General features: G+C 62.7%; 17 protein-coding genes. 5 read left to right on the top strand and 12 right to left on the bottom strand.

The window, feature by feature from the left end:
* The first annotated feature begins 4 nt into the window (after window positions 1-4).
* Window positions 5-2,056: a putative bifunctional diguanylate cyclase/phosphodiesterase gene (locus DENOEST_RS10955; RefSeq protein ID WP_145771322.1), complete on the top strand. Its 2,052-nt coding sequence runs from the start codon at window positions 5-7 to the stop codon at window positions 2,054-2,056.
* Between the two features lie 181 nt (window positions 2,057-2,237).
* Here the strand turns inward: DENOEST_RS10955 and DENOEST_RS10950 are convergent, their stop codons facing one another.
* Window positions 2,238-2,762 carry a gamma carbonic anhydrase family protein gene (locus DENOEST_RS10950; protein WP_145771321.1) on the bottom strand — a complete coding sequence of 175 codons (525 nt, stop codon included), beginning with the start codon at window positions 2,760-2,762 and terminating at the stop codon, window positions 2,238-2,240.
* Between the two features lie 103 nt (window positions 2,763-2,865).
* Here DENOEST_RS10950 and DENOEST_RS10945 point away from each other — a divergent pair, with 103 nt between their 5' ends.
* Window positions 2,866-3,966 carry an SMP-30/gluconolactonase/LRE family protein gene (locus tag DENOEST_RS10945; RefSeq protein WP_145771320.1) on the top strand — a complete coding sequence of 367 codons (1,101 nt, stop codon included), beginning with the start codon at window positions 2,866-2,868 and terminating at the stop codon, window positions 3,964-3,966.
* The gene (locus DENOEST_RS10940) at window positions 3,963-4,556 is read left to right on the top strand and encodes an acyl carrier protein phosphodiesterase (protein WP_145771319.1); all 594 of its coding nucleotides are present in this window, start codon (window positions 3,963-3,965) and stop codon (window positions 4,554-4,556) included. The genes DENOEST_RS10945 and DENOEST_RS10940 overlap by 4 nt, the downstream gene beginning before the upstream one ends.
* On the opposite strand, the gene DENOEST_RS10935 is transcribed toward DENOEST_RS10940, so the two are convergent.
* The 9 genes from DENOEST_RS10935 to DENOEST_RS10895 all read right to left on the bottom strand — a co-directional run bounded on the left by DENOEST_RS10935 (window position 4,501) and on the right by DENOEST_RS10895 (window position 15,927).
* Complete coding sequence (locus DENOEST_RS10935; RefSeq protein ID WP_170228233.1) at window positions 4,501-7,119, bottom strand: putative bifunctional diguanylate cyclase/phosphodiesterase; 2,619 nt, start codon at window positions 7,117-7,119, stop codon at window positions 4,501-4,503. The two genes, DENOEST_RS10940 and DENOEST_RS10935, sit on opposite strands and share 56 nt — an antisense overlap.
* A 132-nt stretch (window positions 7,120-7,251) precedes the next feature.
* Window positions 7,252-8,154 (bottom strand): 50S ribosomal protein L3 N(5)-glutamine methyltransferase, encoded by a 903-nt coding sequence (prmB, locus tag DENOEST_RS10930; RefSeq protein ID WP_145771317.1) that lies wholly within the window; start codon window positions 8,152-8,154, stop codon window positions 7,252-7,254.
* A 79-nt stretch (window positions 8,155-8,233) separates the two neighbouring features.
* The gene (gene dapE / locus DENOEST_RS10925; protein ID WP_145771316.1) at window positions 8,234-9,361 is read right to left on the bottom strand and encodes a succinyl-diaminopimelate desuccinylase; all 1,128 of its coding nucleotides are present in this window, start codon (window positions 9,359-9,361) and stop codon (window positions 8,234-8,236) included.
* On the bottom strand, window positions 9,361-10,524 hold the full coding sequence (locus tag DENOEST_RS10920) for a PilT/PilU family type 4a pilus ATPase (protein ID WP_197970587.1): 1,164 nt from the start codon (window positions 10,522-10,524) through the stop codon (window positions 9,361-9,363). The genes dapE and DENOEST_RS10920 overlap by 1 nt, the downstream gene beginning before the upstream one ends.
* 31 nt (window positions 10,525-10,555) lie before the next feature.
* Window positions 10,556-11,377: a 2,3,4,5-tetrahydropyridine-2,6-dicarboxylate N-succinyltransferase gene (gene dapD, locus DENOEST_RS10915; RefSeq protein ID WP_145771315.1), complete on the bottom strand. Its 822-nt coding sequence runs from the start codon at window positions 11,375-11,377 to the stop codon at window positions 10,556-10,558.
* Between the two features lie 18 nt (window positions 11,378-11,395).
* Window positions 11,396-12,589 carry a succinyldiaminopimelate transaminase gene (gene dapC, locus DENOEST_RS10910; RefSeq protein ID WP_145771314.1) on the bottom strand — a complete coding sequence of 398 codons (1,194 nt, stop codon included), beginning with the start codon at window positions 12,587-12,589 and terminating at the stop codon, window positions 11,396-11,398.
* A gap of 360 nt (window positions 12,590-12,949) precedes the next feature.
* The gene (locus DENOEST_RS10905; protein ID WP_145771313.1) at window positions 12,950-14,233 is read right to left on the bottom strand and encodes a TRAP transporter large permease; all 1,284 of its coding nucleotides are present in this window, start codon (window positions 14,231-14,233) and stop codon (window positions 12,950-12,952) included.
* On the bottom strand, window positions 14,230-14,850 hold the full coding sequence (locus tag DENOEST_RS10900) for a TRAP transporter small permease (RefSeq protein ID WP_145771312.1): 621 nt from the start codon (window positions 14,848-14,850) through the stop codon (window positions 14,230-14,232). Before DENOEST_RS10900 ends, DENOEST_RS10905 begins: the two co-directional genes overlap by 4 nt.
* Window positions 14,851-14,925: 75 nt before the next feature.
* Entirely contained in the window at window positions 14,926-15,927 is a 1,002-nt protein-coding gene (locus tag DENOEST_RS10895) for a TRAP transporter substrate-binding protein (protein ID WP_145771311.1), read from the bottom strand.
* A gap of 124 nt (window positions 15,928-16,051) precedes the next feature.
* On the opposite strand from DENOEST_RS10895, the gene DENOEST_RS10890 reads away from it, so the two are divergent.
* Complete coding sequence (locus DENOEST_RS10890) at window positions 16,052-18,013, top strand: sensor histidine kinase (protein ID WP_145771310.1); 1,962 nt, start codon at window positions 16,052-16,054, stop codon at window positions 18,011-18,013.
* Window positions 18,010-18,609 (top strand): response regulator transcription factor, encoded by a 600-nt coding sequence (locus DENOEST_RS10885; protein ID WP_145771309.1) that lies wholly within the window; start codon window positions 18,010-18,012, stop codon window positions 18,607-18,609. The genes DENOEST_RS10890 and DENOEST_RS10885 overlap by 4 nt, the downstream gene beginning before the upstream one ends.
* Window positions 18,610-18,909: 300 nt before the next feature.
* Here the strand turns inward: DENOEST_RS10885 and DENOEST_RS10880 are convergent, their stop codons facing one another.
* Entirely contained in the window at window positions 18,910-22,242 is a 3,333-nt protein-coding gene (locus tag DENOEST_RS10880) for an EAL domain-containing protein (RefSeq protein ID WP_145771308.1), read from the bottom strand.
* 23 nt (window positions 22,243-22,265) lie between these two features.
* Window positions 22,266-23,330: a chemotaxis-specific protein-glutamate methyltransferase CheB gene (gene cheB, locus DENOEST_RS10875; RefSeq protein WP_145771307.1), complete on the bottom strand. Its 1,065-nt coding sequence runs from the start codon at window positions 23,328-23,330 to the stop codon at window positions 22,266-22,268.
* Window positions 23,331-23,357: the final 27 nt, after the last annotated feature.

Raw genomic sequence — 23,357 nt, 5'->3', positions numbered from 1 at the left:
CATCGTGCGCATTCTTCTCGTTGAGGACAATCCGGGGGATGCCCGGCTGCTGGAACTGCTGTTGAAGGAAGCTCACCAGGACGAGCGCATCACCGACTACGAGTTCACCCACGCCGCCTCTCTGGGCGAGGGCCTGCAGACTCTGGGGCAGGGCGCCTTCGACATCATCCTGATCGACCTTTCCCTGCCGGATGCCCATGGTCGCGACTCCTACCTGCGCATTCAGCGGGGCGCTCCGGACCTGCCCGTGGTGGCGCTCACTGGCAACGACGACGAGGGACTGGCCGCGGAACTGGTGGCTGCCGGTGCCCAGGACTATCTGGTCAAGGGGCAAGTGGATGCCCGTCTGCTGGCCCGCGCCCTGCGTTATGCCATCGAGCGCAAGCGCGGTGAGGAAAAACTACGGCTGGTGGCTCAGGTGTTCGAGGTGGCTCTGGAGGGTATTCTGGTGACGGATGCGGCCCAGTCCGTGATCAGCGTGAACCGGGCCTTTTCCGACATCACCGGTCTGGTCGAGGGCCGCGTCGTGGGGCGGCCCATGTTCGGCCTGCATCAGAGCGAGGGACTGTTCCACAAGGTTTGGGCGACTCAGTCCAGCGAGGAGCACTGGCAGGGAGAAGCCATCTGTCATCGCGCCAGTGGCGAGACCTTCCCGGTCTGGCTCAACGTCAATGCGGTGAAGAACACCCTGGGCAGCGTCACCCACTTCGTTGCCGCCTTCAACGACATTACGGCTTTGAAACGCTCCGAGGAGCGGCTGCGCCATATCGCCCATCATGATGCCCTGACCAATCTGCCCAACCGTCTGCTGTTCGAGGACCGGCTGGATCAGGCCCTGGCCCATGTGCGCCGTTCCGCTTCCCTGGCAGCCGTGCTGTTCATCGATCTGGACCGTTTCAAGCTGGTCAATGACACTCTGGGCCATACTTCCGGAGACATCCTGTTGCGTACCGCCGCCCAGCGGTTGCGGGGCTGTGTGCGGGAGGTGGATACGGTGGCACGCCTGGGGGGCGACGAATTCGCCGTCATTCTGGGGGATCTGAACTCTCGGGAGGATGCGGCCGTGGTGGCGCGCAAGGTACTGGAGGCGATGGGGGGCGCCTTCGAACTGGACTCCCAGGAAGTGTTCGTCACCGCCAGCATCGGTATCGCCATGTATGGGCGGGAGGAGCAGAACCAGGTCAACATCATGGAACAGGCCGACATCGCCATGTACCATGCCAAGCGCACCGGCCGCAACGCCTATCACTTCTACGCCGAGGACATGAATATCCAGAGCCGGCAGCGCCTGGCCCTGGAGACCGACTTGCGTCGTGCCCTGGAGCGCAACGAGTATCTGCTTTATTACCAGCCCCAGGTAGACCCGAGCAGTGGGGAAATGATAGGCGTCGAGGCCTTGTTGCGCTGGCAGCATCGGGAGCGGGGGCTGGTCATGCCTGCGGAATTCATTCCCCTGCTGGAAGAAACCGGCATGATCATTCCGGTGGGGGAATGGGTGATGCGTACTGCCTGTATTCAGGCCCATAAATGGCTGGATGAGGGGCGTCCCCTGCGCATGGCGGTGAATCTGTCGGCGCGCCAGTTGCGTCAGGAGGATCTGGCGGAGCGGGTGCGGAGCATTCTGCTTGAAACCGGGCTGCCTCCTGGTTTGCTGGAAATCGAACTGACCGAGACTATCGTCATGGAGAATGCCGGCGAGGCGGTCATCGCCCTGAACCGGCTCAAGGACCTGGGCGTGCGCATCGCCCTGGACGACTTCGGCACCGGTGCCTCGTCCCTGGCCTATCTCAAACACTTCCCCATCGACACCCTGAAGATCAGCAGCGCCATCATCGTTGAACTTGAGGACGAAACCGATGCCGCCATCGCCGGCGCGGTGATTTCCATGGCACGCAACATGAAGCTCTCCAGCGTCGCGGAAGGGGTGGAGAATGTCCAGCAACTGGACTTTCTGCGCCGGGAGCAGTGCGACAGCATCCAGGGCTACCTGATCAGCCGTCCCATGTCGGCCCAGGCCTTCGCCGAGATGCTGGACAAGCTGCCGCCGCAAGTATAAGGCTCGCCCCCCTTCGCCCCCCTCCGGGGGGTTCGATACGGTTCGCTGCGCTCGATATCACGGGGCGCTCCGTGGGGGCCACCGAGGGGTTGCGGCTGGTGCCGCGCGCCGCTTTCCCTTGTCCCACAGGGATTTCCTTCGGTCAGGGCGGCCCGGCGGGAAAGCTCGTTTGTTACGTCAATCAGGGCAGGGGGCGGAGATCGGTGGCGAAGTGCCGGGCATGGCTCACATAGCGCTGGGCCAGTCCTTTCAACATGTGGATATCATCATCGCTCAGTTCCCGTACCACCTTGCCGGGGGAGCCCAGGATCAGCACCCGCTCCGGATAGGTCTTGCCTTCGGGGATCAGGGTATTGGCGCCGACGATGCTGTAGGCGCCGATTTTCGCCCGGTTCAGGATCACGCTCTTGATGCCCACCAGCACGTGGTCTCCCACAGTGCAGCCATGGAGCATGGCCATGTGGCCGACGGTGACCTGATTCCCCAGGCTGACCGGCACTCCAGCGTCGGTATGGATTACCGTGCCGTCCTGGATGTTGGTATTGGCGCCGATCTCGATGAAGTCGTTATCTCCCCGGAGTACTGCGTTCCACCAGATATTGGCGCCATCGGCCAGGCGCACATCGCCGATTATCGTGGCGTTGGGAGCGATCCAGATCTGGGCGCCGAGGCTGGGGCGTTTGTCGCCGATGGCATAGAGTGACATGGTGAACTCCACTGGGAAGGGGTGCGGAATTTTACCTGCGGTTTGACAGCCACTGCCGCCAGCCCAGAGAATCCCGGTCTGTAGATAAACAGGGAGATGGGTCATGGGAACTCGTGCAGGATGGGCGTTGCTGTCAGTATTTCTGGGGATGATGTCGGGCGCCCTGGCGACCGAGGTCAAGCCCTGTATCCGCCAGGGTGGTTTGCAGGCCCTGTGCGGTGTCAATGCACCGGAGGACATGGAGCGGACGCCCGACGGCAAGTCCCTGCTGATCAGCCAGGTCAAGGTGGGCATGGGTCCCCAGGGGCTGACCTGGGCGCCGGGAACGCTGGTGGAACTGCGTCTGGCCAGCGGCCGCCTGCGTACCCTTTATCCTCGACCGAACCGGCCCCTCTCCGGCAAGGGCTCCTGGGGCGACCCCGACTGCGGCGGCGAACTCGGCGCCGACCTGTCTCCCCATGGCATGCATCTGTCTCGCCGGGCGGATGGCCGCTGGCAACTGCTGCTGGTCAATCATGGCCGCCGGGAATCGGTGGAATTTTTCGAACTGGGAGCGGGGAATTCGCTGCATTGGCGTGGCTGCGCCGTGGCGCCCCCCGGCAGCATGCTCAACGATGTGGCCGCGATGCCCGACGGGGGCTTCGTGGTCAGCACCATGGTGACCGAGGGGGCGGCTTCCTTCAGCGCCGGTATGGCCAAGGCCCGGGCGGGCGGCGATACTGGCCATGTGTGGCGCTGGTCCCGAGCCGAGGGCTTCCGCAAGGTGCCGGGCAGTGACGGGCCCATGCCCAATGGCGTGGCGGTGGACCCGGCCGGACGCTATCTGTATTTCAGCGCCGGCGGAGTGCGCAAGCTCGACCTGGAAAGCGGCGCCGTGGTGGGTATCGCCAAAGTATCCCATCCGGATAACCTGAGCTGGGATGGACCCCATCGCCTGCTCGTGGCCGGCATGGCCGACCGACCGGTGGCCGGTGGACAGGAGGGCGCAGGCCACGCCGATGTTTCCACCAAGGGACCGGTGGAAGTGGTGGCGGTGGATGCCGATACGCTGGCGGTAACGACACTGCTCAGCCATGACGGCAGCCTGTTGGAGGGGGCCTCGGTGGCTCTGCGGGTGGGCAAGAATATCTACGTCGGTGCCTTCATGGGCGAGCACTTGCTGGTCATGCCCCCGGACCGGCGCGAATGCAGGACTGGATCTTGAATTTTCTTGCGCATGCCTGGCTGGCGGGAGAGGGGGCAGAAGACCGGCTGGGCGCCCTGATCGGCGACTTCGTCAAGGGTCCCTTGCCTGGATTGTTACCTACCGATTTGGCGGCCGGGGTCGAACTGCATCGGCGTGTGGATAGCTACGCGGATGATCATCCTGCCTTCCAGCGCAGCCGGGGACGGGTGAGCCGCGAGCGCCGCCGGTATGCTGGAATCATGGTTGATATGTTTTACGACCATTTTCTTGCCCTGCACTGGGATCACTTTGGCCGCGAGCCCCTGGCCGATTATGTGGCCGAACTTTATGATCAGGCCAATCAGCAGATCATCCACCTGCCACCGACCTTTCGCCGCACCCTGAGCTACATGCAGGAGGAAAACTGGCTGTTGTCCTATCGGACCACCGATGCCATCGTGCTGACCCTGGACCGACTGGCCCACTATCGGCTGCGCCAGCCCAATCGACTGGGTGGCGGTGGGGAGGAATTGCTGGCGGACTACCGGGGATACGAAGAGGACTTTTTCGAGTTCATCGCTGATGCGCGGCGCTATTGTGACGGCTTGCTGGCGGCCCGGCTGGCCTAGATGATTCAGACCTCCAGTGCTCCACCGGCCGGGGCTTGCCGAAGTAATAGCCCTGGAACTCGGTGCAGCCCATCTCCTTGAGCAGTTCGAGTTGCGCGGCAGTTTCCACGCCCTCGGCGACGACGTGCATGCCCATGGTCTTGCCCAGATTGATGATGCTGTGCACGATCAACGCGTCACTGCGGTTGCTCTCGATGCCCTGGACAAAACTCTTGTCGATCTTTATCTGATCGAAGGGCAGGTTCTTTAGATAGCTGAGGGATGAATAGCCGGTACCGAAGTCGTCCATGGAAAGAATGACGCCGAGGGCCTTGAGTTCTCCCATCTTGGCGATGGCGTTGTCCATATCCTGGAGCACCATGCTTTCGGTCAGTTCCAGCTTGAGCTGTGTCGGGACGCCGCCAGCCGTTGTGATGGCTGCTTTTACCTGGGCGACGAAATCGGTCTGGTAAAACTGTCGGGTACTGACATTGACCGCCATGGTCAGATGACGGGTCTCTGATCGAACTTGCCACGCGCCGAGCTGGTCGCAGGCCGTTTTCAGCACCCAGCGGCCGATGTCCAGGATGATGCCGGTTTCCTCGGCCAGGGGAATGAAGTTTCCGGGGACCAGCAGGCCCTGTCGGGGATGCTGCCAGCGGACCAGGGCCTCCATCCCGAGCGTTCGTCCCAGGGCATCGGTCTGCACTTGATAATGCAGCCTGAGCTGCTCCCCGGTGATGGCCTGGCGCAAGGCGGATTCCAGCTCTGTGCGGTGCTCCAGGGCATGTTGCATGGCCGGATCGAAAAAGCGGAAGGTGTTCTTGCCGCCTTTCTTGGCCGCGTACATGGCAGTATCCGCACGGCTGAGCAACGTGTCCGGCGGTGTGGTCGGATCAACGAAAAGCACGATGCCGATGCTGGTCGAGCAGTGAAATTGTCCGGTACTCAAGAGATAGGGCCGATTCAGACTGACAAGGATTTTTTCCGCCACCACCTGAGCCTGGATGGCGGCATGTTCGCCCGGTTCATCCAGATCGTCCAGCAGCACGATGAACTCGTCTCCCCCCAGGCGGGCCACGGTGTCGGCTTCGCGCACGCAGGCGGTCAAGCGGCCTGCGACCTCCACCAGCAGTTCGTCACCGACCTGGTGCCCCTGGGTGTCGTTCAGGGCCTTGAAATTGTCCAGATCGAGAAACAGCAGGGCGCCATGGGAGGCGATGCGGGTGCGTTTGGCGATGGCGTGGCCCAGTCGCTCCATCAGCAGGCGCCGGTTCGGCAGGGCGGTGAGGGTGTCATAGAAGGCCAGGTTCAGGATCTTTTCCTCGGCGGCCTTGCGTTCAGTGATGTCAGCAAAGCTGCCCACGTAATGGGTGATCTGCGTGCTATCGTCCCTGACTGTGGTGATGCTCAGCCATTTGGGATAGATATGGCCATCCTTGTGGCGATCGAAGATTTCGCCCTGCCAGTGTCCCTCTCGTCCCAGCGTCAGGTATATCTCCCGGAAAAAATCCTTGTCATGGCGCCCGGAGCTCAGGAGGGAGGGGTTCCTGCCCAGCACTTCCTCCATTCCGTAGCCGGTGATCTCGGTGAAGGCGCGGTTGACGCGGATGATGTTGCGGTCGGCATCGGTGATCATCATGCCTTCCTGGGTTTCGAAGGCCGTGGCCGCGATGCGCAGTTGTTGTTCGTTTTCCTTGCGTTTCTCCTCCATCTGCTGCAGCTGGAGCCGGGTTTCGGCAAGCCAGGCCATCACGCTGTCCTCCTGCCCTGCACGGACAGGGATATCGTTACTGAAATCACCCCGGCCCAGACGGGTAATGTGGCCATGGACTTCGTCGACGCTCCCCCCCAGAGTTTTGCGCAAGGCCCCCTGGATATTCCACAGCATGTACATCAGGGCCAGGCCCAGGAAGACAAATAGCCAGCGAATCATCGTGGCCCGCTGGGCGGCACTTTCCACGGCTTGCCGGGTCCGGGCCTCCATCATCACCATGAAGTCGTCGATGGGGGCCATGATGGAGGCCTTGCGCCTGTTGTATTCCTGATCGAACAGCATGCCGCGGGCTTGGTCGATCCGTGCGTGATCGGTAGAATCCGCGGAGCGAACCAGTTCGATTGCCGCAAACTCCCTTTGGGTCAGGGCATCGGAGTGCAGTTTGGCCTCTTCCAGCCTGTGTAGTTCCTGTTGGGTGAAACCTGCCTGCATCATCAGGTTCATCAGGCTGATGCGCTGCCCGCTGTCCGGTCGTGGCGGCCTGCCGTCCAGCTTGAAGAAGTCCCAGTAGGGGCGGTCGTATCCTTCCGGCCGGGGCCGCCGGCCTTCCCTGATGTCCAGAATCTGCTGGTAGTACTGGATATAGATGGGATTGCCGGTGTCCACATAGCTGCGCACCATGCGGGTCAGATCATCCGACGACTGCCTCAGTTCATCCGCCAGTTTCAGGGACAGATGCCGCTGGTCGTTGGCATCGTCCACGGCCTTTTCCGAGCGGGCATACATGGCAAACGTGATGGACAGGGCAAGCAGCAGGATGCCGGAGACAAAGAAACTTGGAGTCCAGCCCTGGCAGCCTTGCCTCATTTTTCCAACCAATGGACGCAATTGCATGCTGGAACCCCCGGTAGTACTTCAGTGACGGGAAGTGAAGTTGATTCTATCCTGCGTTCCGCGCTGAAAGTGAAGAGGGCACTGGTCCCTGGGAGTTCCGCGTCTCTAGGCGAAATGCTCCAGCAGTTCTTCCCGACTCATCAGGAAAATCTTGGATTCCCCACTGGGGGCGTCGATCCAGGTGAAGGGTACCTGGGGCCAGGCCTCTTCCACCAGATGGGCGTTGTGACCGACCTCCACCAGCAGCAGGCCGCCGGGGGTAAGGTGTTCCGCCCCCTGGGCGAGGATGCGACGCACCACGTCAAGGCCGTCGCTGCCGGCCACCAGGGCAAGGGACGGCTCATGGAGGTATTCGGCGGGGATGGCCTCCATCGCTCCCGTGGTGACGTAGGGCGGATTGGAGATGATCAGGTCGTAGCGGTAGCCCTCCAGGCCGTCGAAGACATCGGACCGAACCAGTCTCACCTGCTCCTCCAGGCCATACTCCGCCACGTTGCGCCGGGCCACGGCCAGGGCCTCCGGCGAGAGGTCCACGCCGTCAATGGCGGCATTTTGGAAGGCATGCGCCATGAGGATGGCCAGGCAGCCGGAGCCGGTGCACAGGTCCAGGGCCGTGCCGATTTCCAGAGGATCGTCCAGCCAGGGATGGAGCCCTTCCTCCAGCAACTCGGCGAAGTAGGAGCGGGGCACGATGACCCGCTCGTCCACGTAGAAACGGAACTCCCCCAGCCAGGCTTCCCGGGTCAGGTAAGCGGTGGGCACCCGCTGGCCGATGCGGCGCTCCAGCAAATTGGACAGGGTCTGGCGCTCGGCTCGAGTGAGTCGTGCATCGAGGAAGGGCTCCAGACGATCCAGAGGCAGGGACAGACCATGAAGGATCAGCCAGACCGCTTCATCATAGGCATTGTCGCAGCCATGGCCGAAGAACAGGCCGGCCTCATTGAAGCGGCTGACGGCCCAGCGCAGCCAGTCGCGCACGGTAATGAGTTGGTCTTCGAGTTTTTCCATGAGTTTTTACTGCTGAAGTCTTGACGGAAATGGCGAGGAATTTGAGTGCATCGAGCCTAATGATTCCGGTTGGGCCGGTTTAGGGCAGGATGCGCTTCAGGGCGCCTTCATAAACGGTTGCCAAGGGCTCAAGGTCGGCCACGGCCACGCACTCGTCGATCTTGTGGATGGTGGCATTCACCGGGCCGAATTCCACCACTTCGGGACAGATGTCGGCGATGAAGCGGCCATCCGAGGTGCCGCCGGTGGTGGATAGCTCAGGGGATATGCTGGTGGCTTTCTCGATGGCGGCGGTGAGAGCAGCCACCAAACCACCCCGGGGGGTGAGGAAGGGGCGGCCGCCGAGGGTCCAGCGGATTTCGTAATCCAGGCCGTGACGGTCGAGGATGGCCTGGATGCGGGCCTTGAGTCCATCCACGGTGCTGGCGGTGGAGAAGCGGATGTTGAACAGCAGTTCCAGGCTTCCCGGTACCACGTTGGTAGCGCCGGTGCCGGCGTGGATGTTGGATATCTGGAAACTGCTGGGGGGAAAGTATTCGTTGCCCTCGTCCCAGCGTTGCGCCGCCAGTTCCGCCAGGGCTGGAGCCGCCAGGTGGATCGGGTTTTTCACCTTTTCCGGATAGGCCACATGGCCTTGTATGCCCTTGATGACGAGTCGGGCGGAGAGGGAACCACGCCGGCCATTCTTGATGGTGTCGCCCAGCCGCTTGCTGCTGGTGGGCTCTCCCACGATGCAATAGTCGATGGATTCACCCCGGGCCTTCAGGGCCTCCACCACCCGCACGGTGCCATCCAACGCGTCCCCCTCCTCGTCGGAGGTGAGCAAGAGGGCAATGGTGCCGCCATGGGTGGGACGGGTGGCGACAAAGCGCTCGATGGCAACCACCATGGCGGCCAGGGATGACTTCATGTCCGCCGCGCCCCGGCCAAAAAGCAGGCCATCGCGAATCTCGGGCTGGAAGGGAGGGCTTTGCCAGGCCTCCAGAGGCCCGGTGGGCACCACGTCGGTGTGGCCGGCGAAGCAAATCAGGGGGGCGCTTGCGCCACGCCGCGCCCAGAGGTTGGTGACGCCGCCGGCATTGATGAACTCGAAGCGGAACCCCAGGGGGGCGAGGCGTTGGGCGATCAGTTCAAGACAACCGGCATCTTCGGGGGTGACGGAGGGACGGGCGATCAGGTCCCGGGTCAAGGCAAGTACGTCGGACATCAACCCTCATCCATGGTCAGGGTGAATTCGGAGAAGGTGGCGCCGGAGGCTGTCTGCTCACCTTCGGGGGGCTTGGCTTCGGCCTCCTTGGGGCCCTCATCAATGGCGGAGTTGTTGATCAACCAGTGCAGGTTATTGGCGGAGTCCGCGTTGCCCGTGGCTTCCTCCAGGCTGATGACGCCGGTCTTGTAGAGGCGGAACAGGGCCTGTTCGAAGGTCTGGGAGCCGGGGGAGAGGCTCTGCTCCATGGCTTCCTTCATGCCGTTCAGGTCGCCCTTCTCGATCAGCTCGCCGATATGGCGGGAGTTCAGCATCACTTCCACCGCCGGAGTGCGGCCGCCGTCGGGCTTTTTCACCAGACGCTGGGAGATCACGCACTTCAGGGTGACCGAGAGGTCCGCCAGCAGGGCTGGGCGGTTTTCCAGGGGATAGAAACTGATGATGCGGGACAGGGAGTGGTAGGCGTTGTTGGCGTGAAGCGTGGCCATGCACAGGTGGCCGGACTGGGCATAGGCGATGGCTTGGCTCATGGTTTCCTTGTCGCGAATCTCGCCGATGAAAATGCAGTCCGGCGCCTGACGCAGGGCGTTCTTCAGGGCCACCTGGAAGGCACGGGTATCGGCCCCCACTTCCCGCTGATTGACGATGGACTTCTTGTTCTTGAAAATGAACTCGATGGGATCTTCCAGGGTCAGGATGTGGCCGCTCTGGCGTTCATTGCGGTGATCCAGCATGGCCGTCAGGGTGGTGGACTTGCCGGAGCCGGTGGCGCCCACCATCAGGATCAGGCCTCGCTTTTCCATGATCACGTCGGTCAGCACCGGCGGCAGGTCGAGGCTCTCGAAGCGGGGAATCTCCGCCGGAATATAGCGCACCACCAGGGCCGGGGTGCCCTTCTGGCGCATCACCGAGAGGCGGAAGTTGCCCACGCCTTCCAGGGCATAGCCGGTGTTGAGTTCCAGGGTCTCCTCGAACTCGTGCATCTGGGTTTCGCTGAGGATTTCCTTGAGCAGGCCGTAGATGGTGGCGGCGTCCATCACCTGCTGGTTCACCGGCATCGCCACGCCGTTGATCTTGATGTTGATGGGGGAGCCCACGGAGACGAAGATATCCGAGGCCTTTTTTTCCGCCATCAGCTTGAACAGCCGATCCATGGTGCCCATGCCGGTCTCCTTGGGTTGTGGTTCGGAGGTATCAGTCCCGCAACAGCTCGTTGATGCTGGTCTTGGAGCGGGTCTGGGCGTCCACCTTCTTGACGATGACCGCGCAGTAGAGACTGTAGCTGCCGTCGGCCGAGGGCAGGTTGCCGGAGACCACCACGGAGCCGGCGGGCACCCGGCCGTAGAGAATTTCGCCGGTGGTGCGGTCGAAGATCTTGGTGCTCTGGCCGATATAGACGCCCATGGAAATCACCGAGTTTTCCTCGACGATCACGCCTTCCACGACTTCGGAGCGGGCGCCGATGAAGCAGTTGTCCTCGATGATGGTGGGGTTGGCCTGGAGAGGCTCCAGTACGCCGCCGATGCCGACGCCGCCGGAAAGGTGCACGTTCTTGCCGATCTGGGCGCAGGAGCCCACGGTGGCCCAGGTGTCCACCATCGTGCCCTCATCCACATAGGCGCCGATATTCACATAGGAGGGCATCAGCACCGCGCCCTTGCCGATGAAACTGCCGCGCCGGGCCACGGCGGGAGGCACCACGCGGAAGCCGCCCTTCTGGAAGGTATGGGTGTCGTAGTGGGCGAACTTGGTGGGTACCTTGTCGAAGTAGTTGATGCCGCCGCCACCGGGAATCAGGGCGTTGTCCTCCAGACGGAAGGACAGCAGCACGGCCTTTTTGATCCACTGATGGGTGAACCAGTCGCCATTGATCTTCTCTGCAACCCGCAGGGTGCCGGCATCCAGTTCGGCGAGGATGTTGGTGACAGCTTCGCCCACCTTGGCGGGAGCGGTGCCGGGCTTCAGCTCGGCGCGGTTTTCCCAGGCGTCTTCAATGACTTTTTGTAGTTCGTGCATGGTGTTTCCAGTCAGGGGTCAGAGTGTTTGGCAAAAATTGGCGATGCGGCCGGCGGCGTCGAGACATTCGTCAATGTCCGCCACCAGGGCGATGCGGATGAAGCCGGCGCCCGGATTGACGCCGCCGGATTGCCGGGCCAGAAAGCTGCCCGGCAGGACCACTACATTGTACTGGCGCAGCAGTTCCCGGGCGAATTCGGTATCGGCAATCGGAGTTTTTGCCCACAGGTAGAAACCGGCATCGGGGAGGGCAGTGTCCAGGTGGCGAGCGATCAGGGGCGTCACCTGATCGAACTTCTCCCGATACAGGCGGCGGTTGTCCCTCACATGGACCTCGTCGTTCCAGGCGGCGATGCTGGCGTGCTGCACCACGGGACTCATGGCGCTGCCGTGGTAGGTGCGGTAGAGCAGGAACTTCCCGATCAGGGCCGCATCCCCGGCGACGAATCCGGAGCGCAGGCCCGGCACGTTGGAGCGCTTGGACAGGCTGCTGAACATCACCAGGTTGCGGTAGTCGTCCCGACCCAGGCGACGGGCGGCTTCCAGGCCGCCCAGGGGCTTCTGCTCCTCGTCGAAATAGATTTCCGAGTAGCACTCGTCCGAGGCGATGACAAAATTGTGGCGGTCGGACAGTGCGAACAGTGCGCGCCAGTCCTCCAGTCCCATCACCTTGCCGGTGGGGTTGCCCGGACTGCACACATAGAGCAGTTGTACCTGGCTCCATTGCGCTTCAGACAACGTAGTCAGGTCCAGTTCGAAGTCGCGCTCGGGCAGGGTATTGAGGAATACCGGCGTGGCGCCGGCCAGCAGGGCAGCCCCTTCGTAGATCTGGTAGAAGGGATTGGGGCAGGCCACCAGGGCGTTGAGCCGGCTGCCATCGATCACGGTCTGGGCGAAGGCGAAAAGGGCCTCTCGGGAACCCAGCACTGGCAGCACCTGGGCTGCATAGTCCGGAGCGGGGATGCCATAGCGCTCTCCGATCCAGGCGGCGATGGCCTGGCGCAGGGCATCACTACCGGCAGTGGTGGGATAGTTGGCCAGTCCTGACAGTCCCTCGCTCAAGGCCTGCTTGATGAAGGCTGGCGTCTCGTGCTGGGGCTCGCCGATGGACAGCTTGATTTCCCTCAGGCCGGCGGGAGGCGTGATGCCGGCGAAGTGCTGGCGCAGTTTTTCGAAGGGGTAGGGCTGGAGCTGGGACAGATGGGGATTCACTGGCGGGGGTCCGGATTGCGTAAGCCGGGAATTATCCCCGAAAAAGGCAACCAGGCATGGTGGTGGGCAGGCGTCCTGTCCCCTGTCCGTATCGGAGTGCCTCTGCCTCCAAATTGGGCGCGGACCAGTTGTGCTTGATGGCAAAGGGAATTTTTTTTCTGCTCCCTGGGTTGTCCACAGAATCTGGGGATAACTTCAGTCGTCGGGGAACAAGTGGGGGCGACCTGCCGGCCGCCCCCTTCTAGCGCTAGGGAAACACTGATTTATTCGTCACCCCGGCGAAAGCCGGGGTCCAGTTTGTTGATTTTCCTGGATTCCGGCATTCGCCGGAATGACGAGATTGAATTAATCCGCGTCTCCCTAAATCATCCCCAGGGTCTTGGGCAGCCACAGGGACAGGGGCGGCCAGTAGGTCACCAGTACCAGGAATACCAGCATGGTCAGCAACCAGGGCCAGACCGCCACGGTCAGTTCGGTGATGCCCATCTTGGTGATGCCCGAGGCCACATAGAGGTTGAGGCCCACTGGCGGGTGGCACATGCCGACTTCCATGTTGACGGTCATCATGATGCCGAAGTGGATGGGATCGATACCCAGCTTCATGGCCACGGGGAACAGAATGGGCGCCATGATCAGCACGATGGAACTGGGTTCCATCACGTTGCCGGCCACCAGCAGCAGGATATTCACCGCCAGCAGGAAGCCGATGGTGCCCAGGCCCATGTCCATCAACCACTGGGCCAGTATCTGCGGGATATTCTCGTTGGCCATGATGAAGGAGAACAGCACCGCGTTGGTGATGATGTAGAGCAGCATCGCCGACATGTTGGCCGAGTCCAGCAATACCTTGGGCACCTTCTTCAGGCTCATATCCTTGTAGACAAAGATGGCCACGAAGAAGGCATAGACCGCCGCCATGGCGGCGGCCTCGGTGGGGGTGAACATGCCCGTGTAGATGCCGCCCATCACCACCACGATCAGGAACAGGCCCCAGAAGGAGTCCTTCAGGGTCTTCAGGCGTACCCCCCAGGAGGCGCGGGGCTGGCGAGGATAGTCGTTCTTGCGGGCCCGATACCAGGTGGTGATTCCCAGCAGGGTGGCCAGTACTACGCCGGGCACCACCCCGGCCATGAACAGGGCGCCCACCGAGGAGTTGGTGGCCACCGCGTACATCACCATGACGATGGAAGGCGGGATCAGAATACCCAGAGCGCCGGACGTGGTGATGACCCCGGCGCCGAAACGGGTGGGGAAACCCGCCTTGACCATGGCCGGCAGCAGAATGGAGCCGATGGCCACCACCGTCGCCGGACTGGAGCCGGAGATGGCGGCGAACAGCGCGCAAGCCAGCACTCCGGCCAGACCCAGGCCGCCGTACCAGTGGCCCACCATGGCCGTGGCGAAGTTGATCATGCGGCGCGCCACCCCGCCATGGGTGAGGAAGTTCCCTGCCAGGATGAAGAAGGGAATGGCCATGATCTCGAACTTCTCGATGCCGGTGAACAGCTTCAGGGCCACGGACTGGATCGGCACATCGGTCATGGTGAACAGAAAGGTCAGCACCGTGAGACCGAGGGAGATGGAAATGGGCATGCCCGTCAGCATCAGGGCAAGCAGCAGGCCGAAAATGATGGCGACGTTCATGGCTTGTCTCCCTTGCCGGTGCCGTGGGGATGGAGGTTGTCGTCCAGGTTGTAGGGAATGATGTCCTCGTCCTTGACCTCGTCAATGCCTTCCACATGACCGTGGTCGTGATGGGGCAGTTCACCGGTGTGAAGGAAGTTCCAGGCCACTTGAAGGAAGCGGAAGCACATCAGGTAGGAACCGCAGGGGATGGCCAGATAGACCAGCCACATGGGCAGTTCCAGGTCCGCCGAGGTCTGCTCGGTGTGGGCGATCTCCCAGACGAAATCAGCGCCCAGGGTGCCCACTGTACCGGTGAACAGGGCGCCGGCCAGGAGACCAAAGATGACCAGCTTGCCCCGGGGACCGGGGGGCAGGCGGTTGATCAGCACATCCACCCCCACATGGATGCCGGTGCGCACGCCATAGGCGGCACCGAACTTGGCCATCCAGACGAACATGTAGATGCACAGTTCCTGGGCCCAGGACAGGTTGATTTCCAGCAGGGCATCTTGCAAGGCAGGCCAGGGTATGCCGGACATATAGCGGTGCACCACGGCGACGAAGATCAGCGTGGTGGCCGCTGCCATGAGGAAGGCGATCAGCCATTCCTCCAGATGGTCGAGGGCTTTCAGCATGGGCGCTCCAAAGTCGGATTGACGGCGACTCGCCAGGCTTCCCCTCTCCCGCGCGAGGGGAAGGAGTGAGGGGGACTACTTGGCCGGATTGAAGCCGGTTTCCTTCTGGATGGCTTGGAGCAGATCCTTGCCGACCCGGCTCTCCAAGTCCTTATGCACCTTGATCAGAGCCTTCTGCCAGGCTTTCTTCTCGTCCGGGCTTAGCGCCAGAATCTGGGTCTTGCCCGACTTCCTCACCGCTTCCAGTGCCGCCAGATTTTCCGTCGCGGCGATGGCGTTGGCGTAGCGGGTGGCATCCTTCATGGCAGCTTCCAGTTGGCCACGGACATCGGGGGGCAGGCCATCCCAGAATTTCTTGTTGACGATCACCGCGTAGCCCAGATATCCATGGTCGGAAAGGGTCAGATACTTCTGCACCTCATGCATCTTCTGGGTGTAGAAATTGGACACCGGATTCTCGGTGCCATCCACCACCCCGGTTTGCAGAGCCTGATAGACCTCGGAGAAGGCCATCACCTGGGGCGTGGCGCCCAGGGCACGCATCTGGGCGTCCAGCACCTTGGAAGACTGGATGCGCAATTTCAGGCCACGGAAATCAGCGGGTTGCTTCAGGGGCTTGTTGGCGCTCATCTGTTTGAAGCCGTTATCCCAGAAGGCCAGGCCGGTGATGCCCTTGCTGTCCAGCTTTTTCAGCAGCGACTGACCGATGGGGCCTTCGGTCACCCGATGCAGGCTGGCATAACCGTCAAAGAGGTAGGGCAGATCGAAGGCCTCGAATTCCTTGGCGCCCAGGGGACCAAACTTGGCCAGGGAGGGAGCCAGCATCTGCACCGACCCCAGTTGCAGGGCTTCCATTTCTTCCTTGTCCTTGTAGAGCTGGCTGTTGGGATAGACCTCCACCTTGACCCGCCCCTTGGTCTTTTCCTCGGCTACCTTCTTGAAGTAGTCGGCGGCCTTTCCTTTTGGGGTATCCACGGCGACGACATGGCTGAACTTGATGATGATGGGCTGCTGGGCACTGGCGGCAAGGGCAAAGGCGACCAGGGCAAAGCCTGCGACGATATGTTGTAATTTCATGACTGACTCTCCTCCTGTGGATCGCCTTTTCGGCGTGATGGCATTCTGGTCAGTCACGTGACCAGCCGCTATTGTGGATATCCGCAAGTCACGGTCCCGCAGCGGCGCGAGTAAGATTCCCGGCATGGCTGCCCACCCTCTCTCCCAAGCTCCCGAGACCCAGGCCACCGGCTGGCTCTGGTGGTTGCCAAGGCTTTCCTTTGTCCTGTTCATCCTGGCCGTGGCCACGCTGCTGCTGCTCTCCCATCGCACCGAGCGGGCGGAACGGCGCGCCACCCTGATCAGCGACATGCTCTGGCTGGAGCAGGCCCTGCATTTCCAGCTCACCCACAATGAGGGCGTGCTGGGAGGGGTCAGCCCGAACCAGACCCGCAATGCCGGTACTTTCGAGCCCCAGGCCAAGGCCTTCCTGGAAAATCAGTCCGGTCTGCGTCAGGTGCGCTGGCTGGCCGGTCCCGGTGGCCGGCGTCTGGCCTTGCCCGCTATCGAAGCGCCGGGAGACGACGATGCAGTGGCCCGGATGGCTCTGTCCACGGGCAAGCCGGTTTATGGCAGCCCCTATCAATTGGGGGATGAATGGCGCTTCGATGTCTTCGTGCCCCTGTTTCACGAGGGACGGGGAACTGGGGTGGCGGTGGGTGCCTATTCCATCCAGCGGCTGCTGGACGAGGTGGTTCCCTGGTGGCTGATGGAACGCTATCGCATCGTGGTGCTGGACAGCCGGGGGGGCGAACTGGCCAGCCGCTCCAAGGTGGAGGCTCCCGCCGATGAGCTGGGCTATCAACTGAGCCTGGATCCGCCGGGTCGGGGCCTGGCTCTGGTGGCCACGCCCTACCGCTCGGTACTGCCGCCGGCCCGACCCCTGCTTTCCCTGTCCGTGGTGCTGCTGGCGGGGGTGGTGCTGTGGAGCCTGTGGGCGCTGCGTCGCCATATGCAGGGCCGGCTCGTCGCCGAGGCCGCCCTGCGGGAGGCCCATGCCTTTCGCAAGGCCATGGAGGATTCGGTGGATACCGGCTTGCGCGCCAGGGACCTGGACGGTCGCATCACCTATGTCAATCCGGCCTTTTGCCGCATGGTGGGGTGGAGCGAGGCGGAGTTGGTGGGGCGGGGGGCGCCCATGCCCTACTGGGTGGATGAGGAGATCGAGGCCACTCGGGAGCTTCACGATCGCATCCTGGCGGGGCAGGGACCGGAGTCCGGTTTCGAGTTTCGCTTCAAACGCCGCAATGGCGAGGTGTTCCCTGTGCTGATCCACGAGGCCCCTCTGATCGATGAGCGAGGACGGCAGACCGGCTGGATGAGCTCCGTAGTGGACATCAGCACCCAGAAATACGCCGAAGAGTTGGCACGGCAACAGCAGGAGCGCCTGCAAACCACTGCCCGCTTGGTGACCATGGGTGAAATGGCTTCCAGCCTGGCCCACGAACTGAACCAGCCCTTGACCGCCATTGCCAGCTACAACGCCGGCTGCCTGAATCTGATGGCCTCGGGTCAGGCCGCGCCCGGCGAGATCGAGAATGCCCTGAAAAAGAGCGCGGAGCAGGCCCGGCGGGCCGGCCGCATCATCCGCCGCATCTACGAATTCGTGCGCCGTGCCGAGCCCAAGAACGAGCCCTGCGAACTGGGCAGTCTGCTGGAGGAGGTGCTGGGCTTTGTGGAGATCGATGCCCGACGCCAGGGCGTGCGCATTCAGCGCCAATTACCGGTGGCGCCCCTGATTTTCTCCGGGGATCGGGTGCTGCTTTCCCAGACCTTCCTCAATCTGCTGCGCAACGGCATCGATGCGATGCGGGACATGCCGGTGGAACAGCGGCTACTTACCGTCAATGCCCGCCGGGAGGAGGCTTCCCTCCTGGTCAGTATCGCCGACCAGGGTCGGGGCATCACTTCGGAAACCGCCGCCCGCCTGTTCGAGCCGTTTTTCACCACCAAGACGGAAGGCATGGGCATGGGGCTGAACATCTGTCGTTCGGTGATCGAAGGTCATCAGGGCCGGCTCTGGTTCGAGGCCAATCCTGCGGGGGGCAGCGTTTTTCATGTGCGCCTGCCCCTGGACGCGACAGCCCATGGTCGGGAGGGCGAATGAAACAGATCTATCTGGTCGATGACGACGACGCCATTCGGGACGCCCTTTCCTGGATGCTGCGCTGCCAGGGGCTGGCGGTGCGTTGCTGGGACAGCGCCGAAGCCTTTCTGGCCGACTATCGCCTGGAAATGCGGGGCTGTCTGGTGCTGGACATCCGCATGCAGGCCATGAGCGGCACCGAGTTGTTCGATCGCCTGCGGGCGCAAGGCTGCCGCTTGCCGACGATTTTCCTGACCGGCCATGGGGACGTGCCCCTGGCGGTGCAGGCGTTGAAGGATGGCGCCTTCGATTTCATCGAAAAGCCCTGCGACGACACGCAACTGCTGGAGCGTATCCGACAGGCCCTGGAAAGAGAAGGGGAGCGCCAGCGCCAGGAGGAGTCACGGCTTTCCCTGGAGGAATGCCTGGCAAGTCTCACCGGGCGGGAACGGGAAGTGATGGAGGGCATCCTCGCCGGCAAGCTCAACAAGGTGATCGCGGCGGAACTCAACATCGCCATGCGCACCGTAGAGGTGCACCGGGCCCGGGTGTTCGAGAAGCTGGGGGTACGCTCCGCTGTGGAACTGGCCCAGGTGCTGGCCAGGGGGACGGGCTAACGCGCAGGGTCACCAGCCCCCCATCCCCAGGGCAATTGCATGAATGATAAATGTATAAAAATCAGTACTCCACGAATCCATTCTCACCCCCAAAACCGTCGTCCCGGCGCAGGCCGGGACCCAGTTTGTGCACTAAAACCTGGATTCCGGCCTGCGCCGGAATGACGATATCGGAATTTCCCGACAGATTGTGATGACGAAAACATTCATGCGATCGCCCTGCCCCCATCCCCGCCCCGGGGCGGGTCTGCCCATCGGCTCAGTGCGCGGTCACACCTGGCTCCGTTTGTAGCGGCGGTTTCAGCCGTGGCCATTGCCCGAGGAGTTGCCGCCGGTGTACCAGTCCGTGGCCATGCCTCGGGATAGCTCGTACTGCCAGAAGGCATCGTGCAGGGTCTGGCGCAGGACTTCGTTGTCCCAGGGCTTGAACAGGAGTTTGTACACCGCTCCCTGGTTGACCGATTCGGTGACTGTTTCCAGGTCCGTGTAACCCGACAGCACGATGCGTATGGCGTTGGGATAGATATCCTTGACCCGGCGCAGGAATTCGGTGCCGGACATTTCCGGCATGCGCTGGTCGGCCAGGATTACCCACACTTCATGCTTGGCCAGCAGGTCGAAGGCTTCCATCGGAGAGGCGGCGGTCAGGATGTTGTAGCCGTCGCCGCGCAGCAGGCGGCGCAGGGAGTTGCGCACATTCTCCTCGTCGTCCAGCACCAGCAGCGTGCGTCGCGCGTTGGCCTCTATGGCGAATTTCATGAGGGGTTCGCGCTGGCGCAGCAACGCCGTGATTTCCTCGGCACCGAAGGGCTTGCTGAAGTAATAGCCCTGCAGGCTGTCGCAATAATGGCGCGCCAGATAGCTGGCCTGGGCCTCGCTCTCCACGCCTTCCGCCACTACCCCCAGGCGCAGGTTGTGGGCGATGGCGATGATGGCACGGCAGATGGAGGCGCTGGCCGGGTCGTTGGTGATGTCGCGGACGAAGCTGTAATCCACCTTGAGCCGGTCCAGGGGCAGGCGCCGCAGATAGTTGAGGCTGGAATAACCGGTGCCGAAATCGTCGATGGCGATCTGCACTCCGAGCTTGCGGGTCTGCTCGAGAAAGGTGATCAGCCGCTCGGGGTTGTCCATCATCGTGCTCTCGGTCAGTTCCAGCTCCAGATAGTGGGGGTCGAGACCGGTTTCGTCGAGGGCATGTCGCACCAGGGTCAGCAGACCGGTATCGCGGAACTGGGCCACCGAGAGATTCACCGAGACGGAAAAGTCCGACAGGCCTTCGTCGCGCCATGCCTGGTTCTGGCGGCAGGCTTCCCGCAGCACCCATTCCCCGATGGGGATGATCAGCCCGCTCTCCTCGGCCACCGGAATGAACTGTCCCGGAGGCACCAGACCATACTCCGGATGGTTCCAGCGGATCAGGGCCTCCATGCCGCAGATCACGCCGTTGGTGGCATCCACCTGGGGTTGGTAATGGATCACGAACTCCCCCGCCTCCAGGGCCGTGGCCAGCCGGTTTTGCAGGTGCAGGCGCTCGGAGACGCGGCTGTCCAGTTCGGGGGTGAAGACGGCATGCTGGTTGCCGCCCTGTTCCTTGGCCTGGTACATGGCCAGCTCGGCGTACTTGATCAGCGTCGTTGGATCGTCGCTGTCCCGGGGGTAGTGGCTGATGCCGATGCTGGCGGTGAGCCGGGCGTTTTCCAGGGCACCTGGACCCGGCTTGCGCAGGGTCGCCTGGATCTGTTCGATGATGGAGGTCGGGTCTTCCCCGTCGGCCAGATCGGAAATGATCATGACGAACTTGTCCGCTGCCAGTCGGCCCAGGGTATCCCCCTCCCGCAGGATGCCGGACAACAGCCCGCCGATGTCACGCAGCAGCTTGTCGCCGATGTGGTGGCCCAGGCCGTCGTTGATGATCTTGAAGCGGTCCAGGTCGATGAAGGCCACCGCCCCTCCGCGTCCCTGGCGTTGGGCCAGACCGATACCCTGATGCAGTCTGTCCATCAACAGGTCCCGGTTGGGCAGGCCGGTCAGAGCGTCATAGTAGGCCAGATAATTGATGCGCTCCTCCTTGGCGATATGGTCCAGGGCGAAGGAAACATCGCCCGCCAGTTCCTCCAGAAGTTTCATTTCGCCGGCGTCGAAAACCTCGGGGGAGCGGGCATAGAGAAACAGCATTGCCACGGTCTGGCCATGGGTCATCAGAGGCAGGATGCAAAGCGCGGGGTAGCCGTTCTGGACCGCCGCATCGGCCAGGGGAATGCCCGGACTGAGTTCCAGGTCGCGACAGGTAAGAGGCTGCTGCTGTCGCATTACCTCGCCGATCAGGGTACCGTCCAGATCGCCGAAATTCTCCAGGGTGGGTTCATGGGAGTTGTCTCCCCAATTCGCGCTGTACCAGGCCGTGGGCTGGACCTGGTAGCTGTCCGGGTCCACCAGGCCTACCCAGGCCAGGCCGAAGCCGCCGAACTCCACGGCGATGCGGCAGGACTCTCGAAACAACTCCCCCTGCTCATGGACCCGCACGATCAGGGTATTGATACCGGAGAGCATGGCGTAGATGCGGTTGAGACTGACCACCTTCTCTTCCGCCAGGCGCCGTTCCACCACTTCGGCCTGGAGGGCGGCGGTACGCTGCGCCACCAGGCTTTCCAGATGCTGGTGCAGTCGCGCCCGCTCCAGAGCCACCGACACCTGATTGCCGATGGTGTCGAGGAATTTCAGGTCATCGGTATCGAAATCCTCGCCCTCCACTGCCAACAACTGGATCATGCCCAGATGGCGTTCCGCCTGAACCAGGGGGATGCTGGCATGGCGACCCTCGGCGGCTGCGGATCGGGCGCCGGGCGCCCAGCCGGGATAGTGTTCAGGCGGGATCGCCGCAATCCCGTTCTGGTTACAGATGGCGGAAAGGCGATAAGCTCCCTGGTCGTCGGCCAGATAGATCCAGCCAGCCTCGAACTTCGGCAGGTCCATGGCAGCCTGGAGCGCCAGTTCGCATACCTCGGATGGGGTGGTAACCCGGTTCAGTTCGTCGGCGATACGATAGAGTCCGGACAGGGTTTGGTTGGAGCGTGCGATTTCGGTTTGCTGCAATTGCAGCTCTTCGTTCATGCGCACCGCTTCCTCGTAGGTGGAGATCAACAGGTCGATGATCTGCTCCCGATCCGAAGTGATGTAGTGCTTCTGCCCCCCCAGGTAAATCTCCAGGCCGATGCTGACCCGCCTGCCCTTGCGCAGCTCCAGGTTGAGCAGGATGTATTCGATCCGGGCCAGCAGCGCCTTGGGTTCATAGGGCTTGCGGATGAAATTGTCGGCGCCGCACTCCAGGCTACGGGCGATGTCCTGGATGCCGGCCAGGGAGGTGACGATCACCACCGGAATGTCCTTCAGTGCCGTGTCGGCCTTGATCGCTCGGCACAGGGCGTAGCCGTCCATCTCGGGCATGACGATGTCGCTGATGACCAGGGTCGGGCGTTGGCGTCGAACCTCCTCCAGGCCAAGCCGTCCGTTGGCGGCGCGGCGGGTGGCGTAGCCGTGCTGTTGCAGCAGATAGCACAGTTGTTCGGCCTGGGTCGGGCTGTCTTCCACTACCAGGATATCTACATTGGAATTTTCGTTGCGTTTGGTTTCCATGATGAGCCTTTGCAATTCGTCTGCTATTGAACACCGTTGCCATTGCGGCGTTTGACCAGGACCGCCAGGAGGCCGCCGATCTGCTCCGGCGGCAAAACATGGGCGGCGGCATCAAGGCGGATGGCTTCCCCGGGCATTCCCGCCACCACCGAGCTTTCCCGGTTCTGGGCGATGGTGACGGCCCCCAGCTCGCGCAGGGCAAGCAACTCGGCGGCCCCGTCCTTGCCCATGCCGGTGAGAATCACGCCCACCGCCTTCTTTCCCGCCGTTGCCGCCACCGAACGGAAAAAGTGGGAAACGGAGGGGCGATGTCCGTTCTCCAGATCCGCTCCATCCAGTTCGATCCGGTAGCCGCCCTGCTTGTCCGCCTGTAGCGCCATGTGCCTGCCATCCGGCGCCAGATAGGCCCGGCCTGGCACCAGCCCCTCGCCCTGGGCGGCGACATTCACCGGGAAGCCGCTGGCCTCGGTCAGCCATTCGGCGAAGCCCTCGGTGAAGCCGGGGCTGATGTGCTGGACGATGGCGACAGGGACGGGGAAATCCCGGGGCAGGGCTGCAAGGATGGTCTGGAGCGCCAGGGGGCCGCCGGTGGAGGCACCGATCGCCACCAGGCCAACGCTGGCCTCGGGCCGTGGCTCCAGGCGCACCGGGCTTGCCTTGGCTACCGGCCAGCGCCGCACCACCTTGACTTCGGCCATCAGTTTGATGGTTTCCACCAGCTTCAACGCCGCGTCGCTGCCGGGGATTGCCGGTTTTTCCAGGATCAGCAGTGCGCCCGCATCCAGGGCGCGGAAGGTATTGGCCACCTCGCCCCGGGCAGAACTGCCGGAAATGACGATGATGGGCAGGGGCTGGGTTTCCATGATGATTCGGGTTGCCTCGGCTCCGTCCATGTTCGGCATGTGGAAGTCCATGGTCACCACATCGGGCCGGCAGCGTCGCACCTGTTCCACCGCTTCCCGCCCGTCCCTGGCGGTGCCCACCACCTCCAGTTGGGGATCGGCGCTGATCAGGTACACCTGCAACTCCCGCTGCACCGGGGAATCCTCCACCACCAGCACCCGGATGCGCTTGCTGTCGGGATTCATGATGGAAGGCCCTTGTTAACGGGGAAA

Source organism: Denitratisoma oestradiolicum, from assembly GCF_902813185.1.
Lineage (GTDB): Bacteria > Pseudomonadota > Gammaproteobacteria > Burkholderiales > Rhodocyclaceae > Denitratisoma > Denitratisoma oestradiolicum.
This window is presented reverse-complemented; position numbering and strand designations above follow the sequence as displayed.

Excerpts from the sequence above, each read along its gene's own strand:
- DENOEST_RS10880 (WP_145771308.1), bottom strand. The coding sequence starts at position 22,242 with ATGGAAACCAAACGCAACGAAAATTCCAATGTAGATATCCTGGTAGTG.
- DENOEST_RS10900 (WP_145771312.1), bottom strand. The coding sequence starts at position 14,850 with ATGCTGAAAGCCCTCGACCATCTGGAGGAATGGCTGATCGCCTTCCTC.
- dapD (WP_145771315.1), bottom strand. The coding sequence starts at position 11,377 with ATGCACGAACTACAAAAAGTCATTGAAGACGCCTGGGAAAACCGCGCC.
- prmB (WP_145771317.1), bottom strand. The coding sequence starts at position 8,154 with ATGGAAAAACTCGAAGACCAACTCATTACCGTGCGCGACTGGCTGCGC.
- DENOEST_RS10920 (WP_197970587.1), bottom strand. The coding sequence starts at position 10,524 with ATGGGCACCATGGATCGGCTGTTCAAGCTGATGGCGGAAAAAAAGGCC.
- dapE (WP_145771316.1), bottom strand. The coding sequence starts at position 9,361 with ATGTCCGACGTACTTGCCTTGACCCGGGACCTGATCGCCCGTCCCTCC.
- DENOEST_RS10895 (WP_145771311.1), bottom strand. The coding sequence starts at position 15,927 with ATGAAATTACAACATATCGTCGCAGGCTTTGCCCTGGTCGCCTTTGCC.
- DENOEST_RS10935 (WP_170228233.1), bottom strand. The coding sequence starts at position 7,119 with ATGAGGCAAGGCTGCCAGGGCTGGACTCCAAGTTTCTTTGTCTCCGGC.
- DENOEST_RS10885 (WP_145771309.1), top strand. The coding sequence starts at position 18,010 with ATGAAACAGATCTATCTGGTCGATGACGACGACGCCATTCGGGACGCC.
- DENOEST_RS10905 (WP_145771313.1), bottom strand. The coding sequence starts at position 14,233 with ATGAACGTCGCCATCATTTTCGGCCTGCTGCTTGCCCTGATGCTGACG.
- DENOEST_RS10945 (WP_145771320.1), top strand. The coding sequence starts at position 2,866 with ATGGGAACTCGTGCAGGATGGGCGTTGCTGTCAGTATTTCTGGGGATG.
- cheB (WP_145771307.1), bottom strand. The coding sequence starts at position 23,330 with ATGAATCCCGACAGCAAGCGCATCCGGGTGCTGGTGGTGGAGGATTCC.
- DENOEST_RS10890 (WP_145771310.1), top strand. The coding sequence starts at position 16,052 with ATGGCTGCCCACCCTCTCTCCCAAGCTCCCGAGACCCAGGCCACCGGC.
- DENOEST_RS10950 (WP_145771321.1), bottom strand. The coding sequence starts at position 2,762 with ATGTCACTCTATGCCATCGGCGACAAACGCCCCAGCCTCGGCGCCCAG.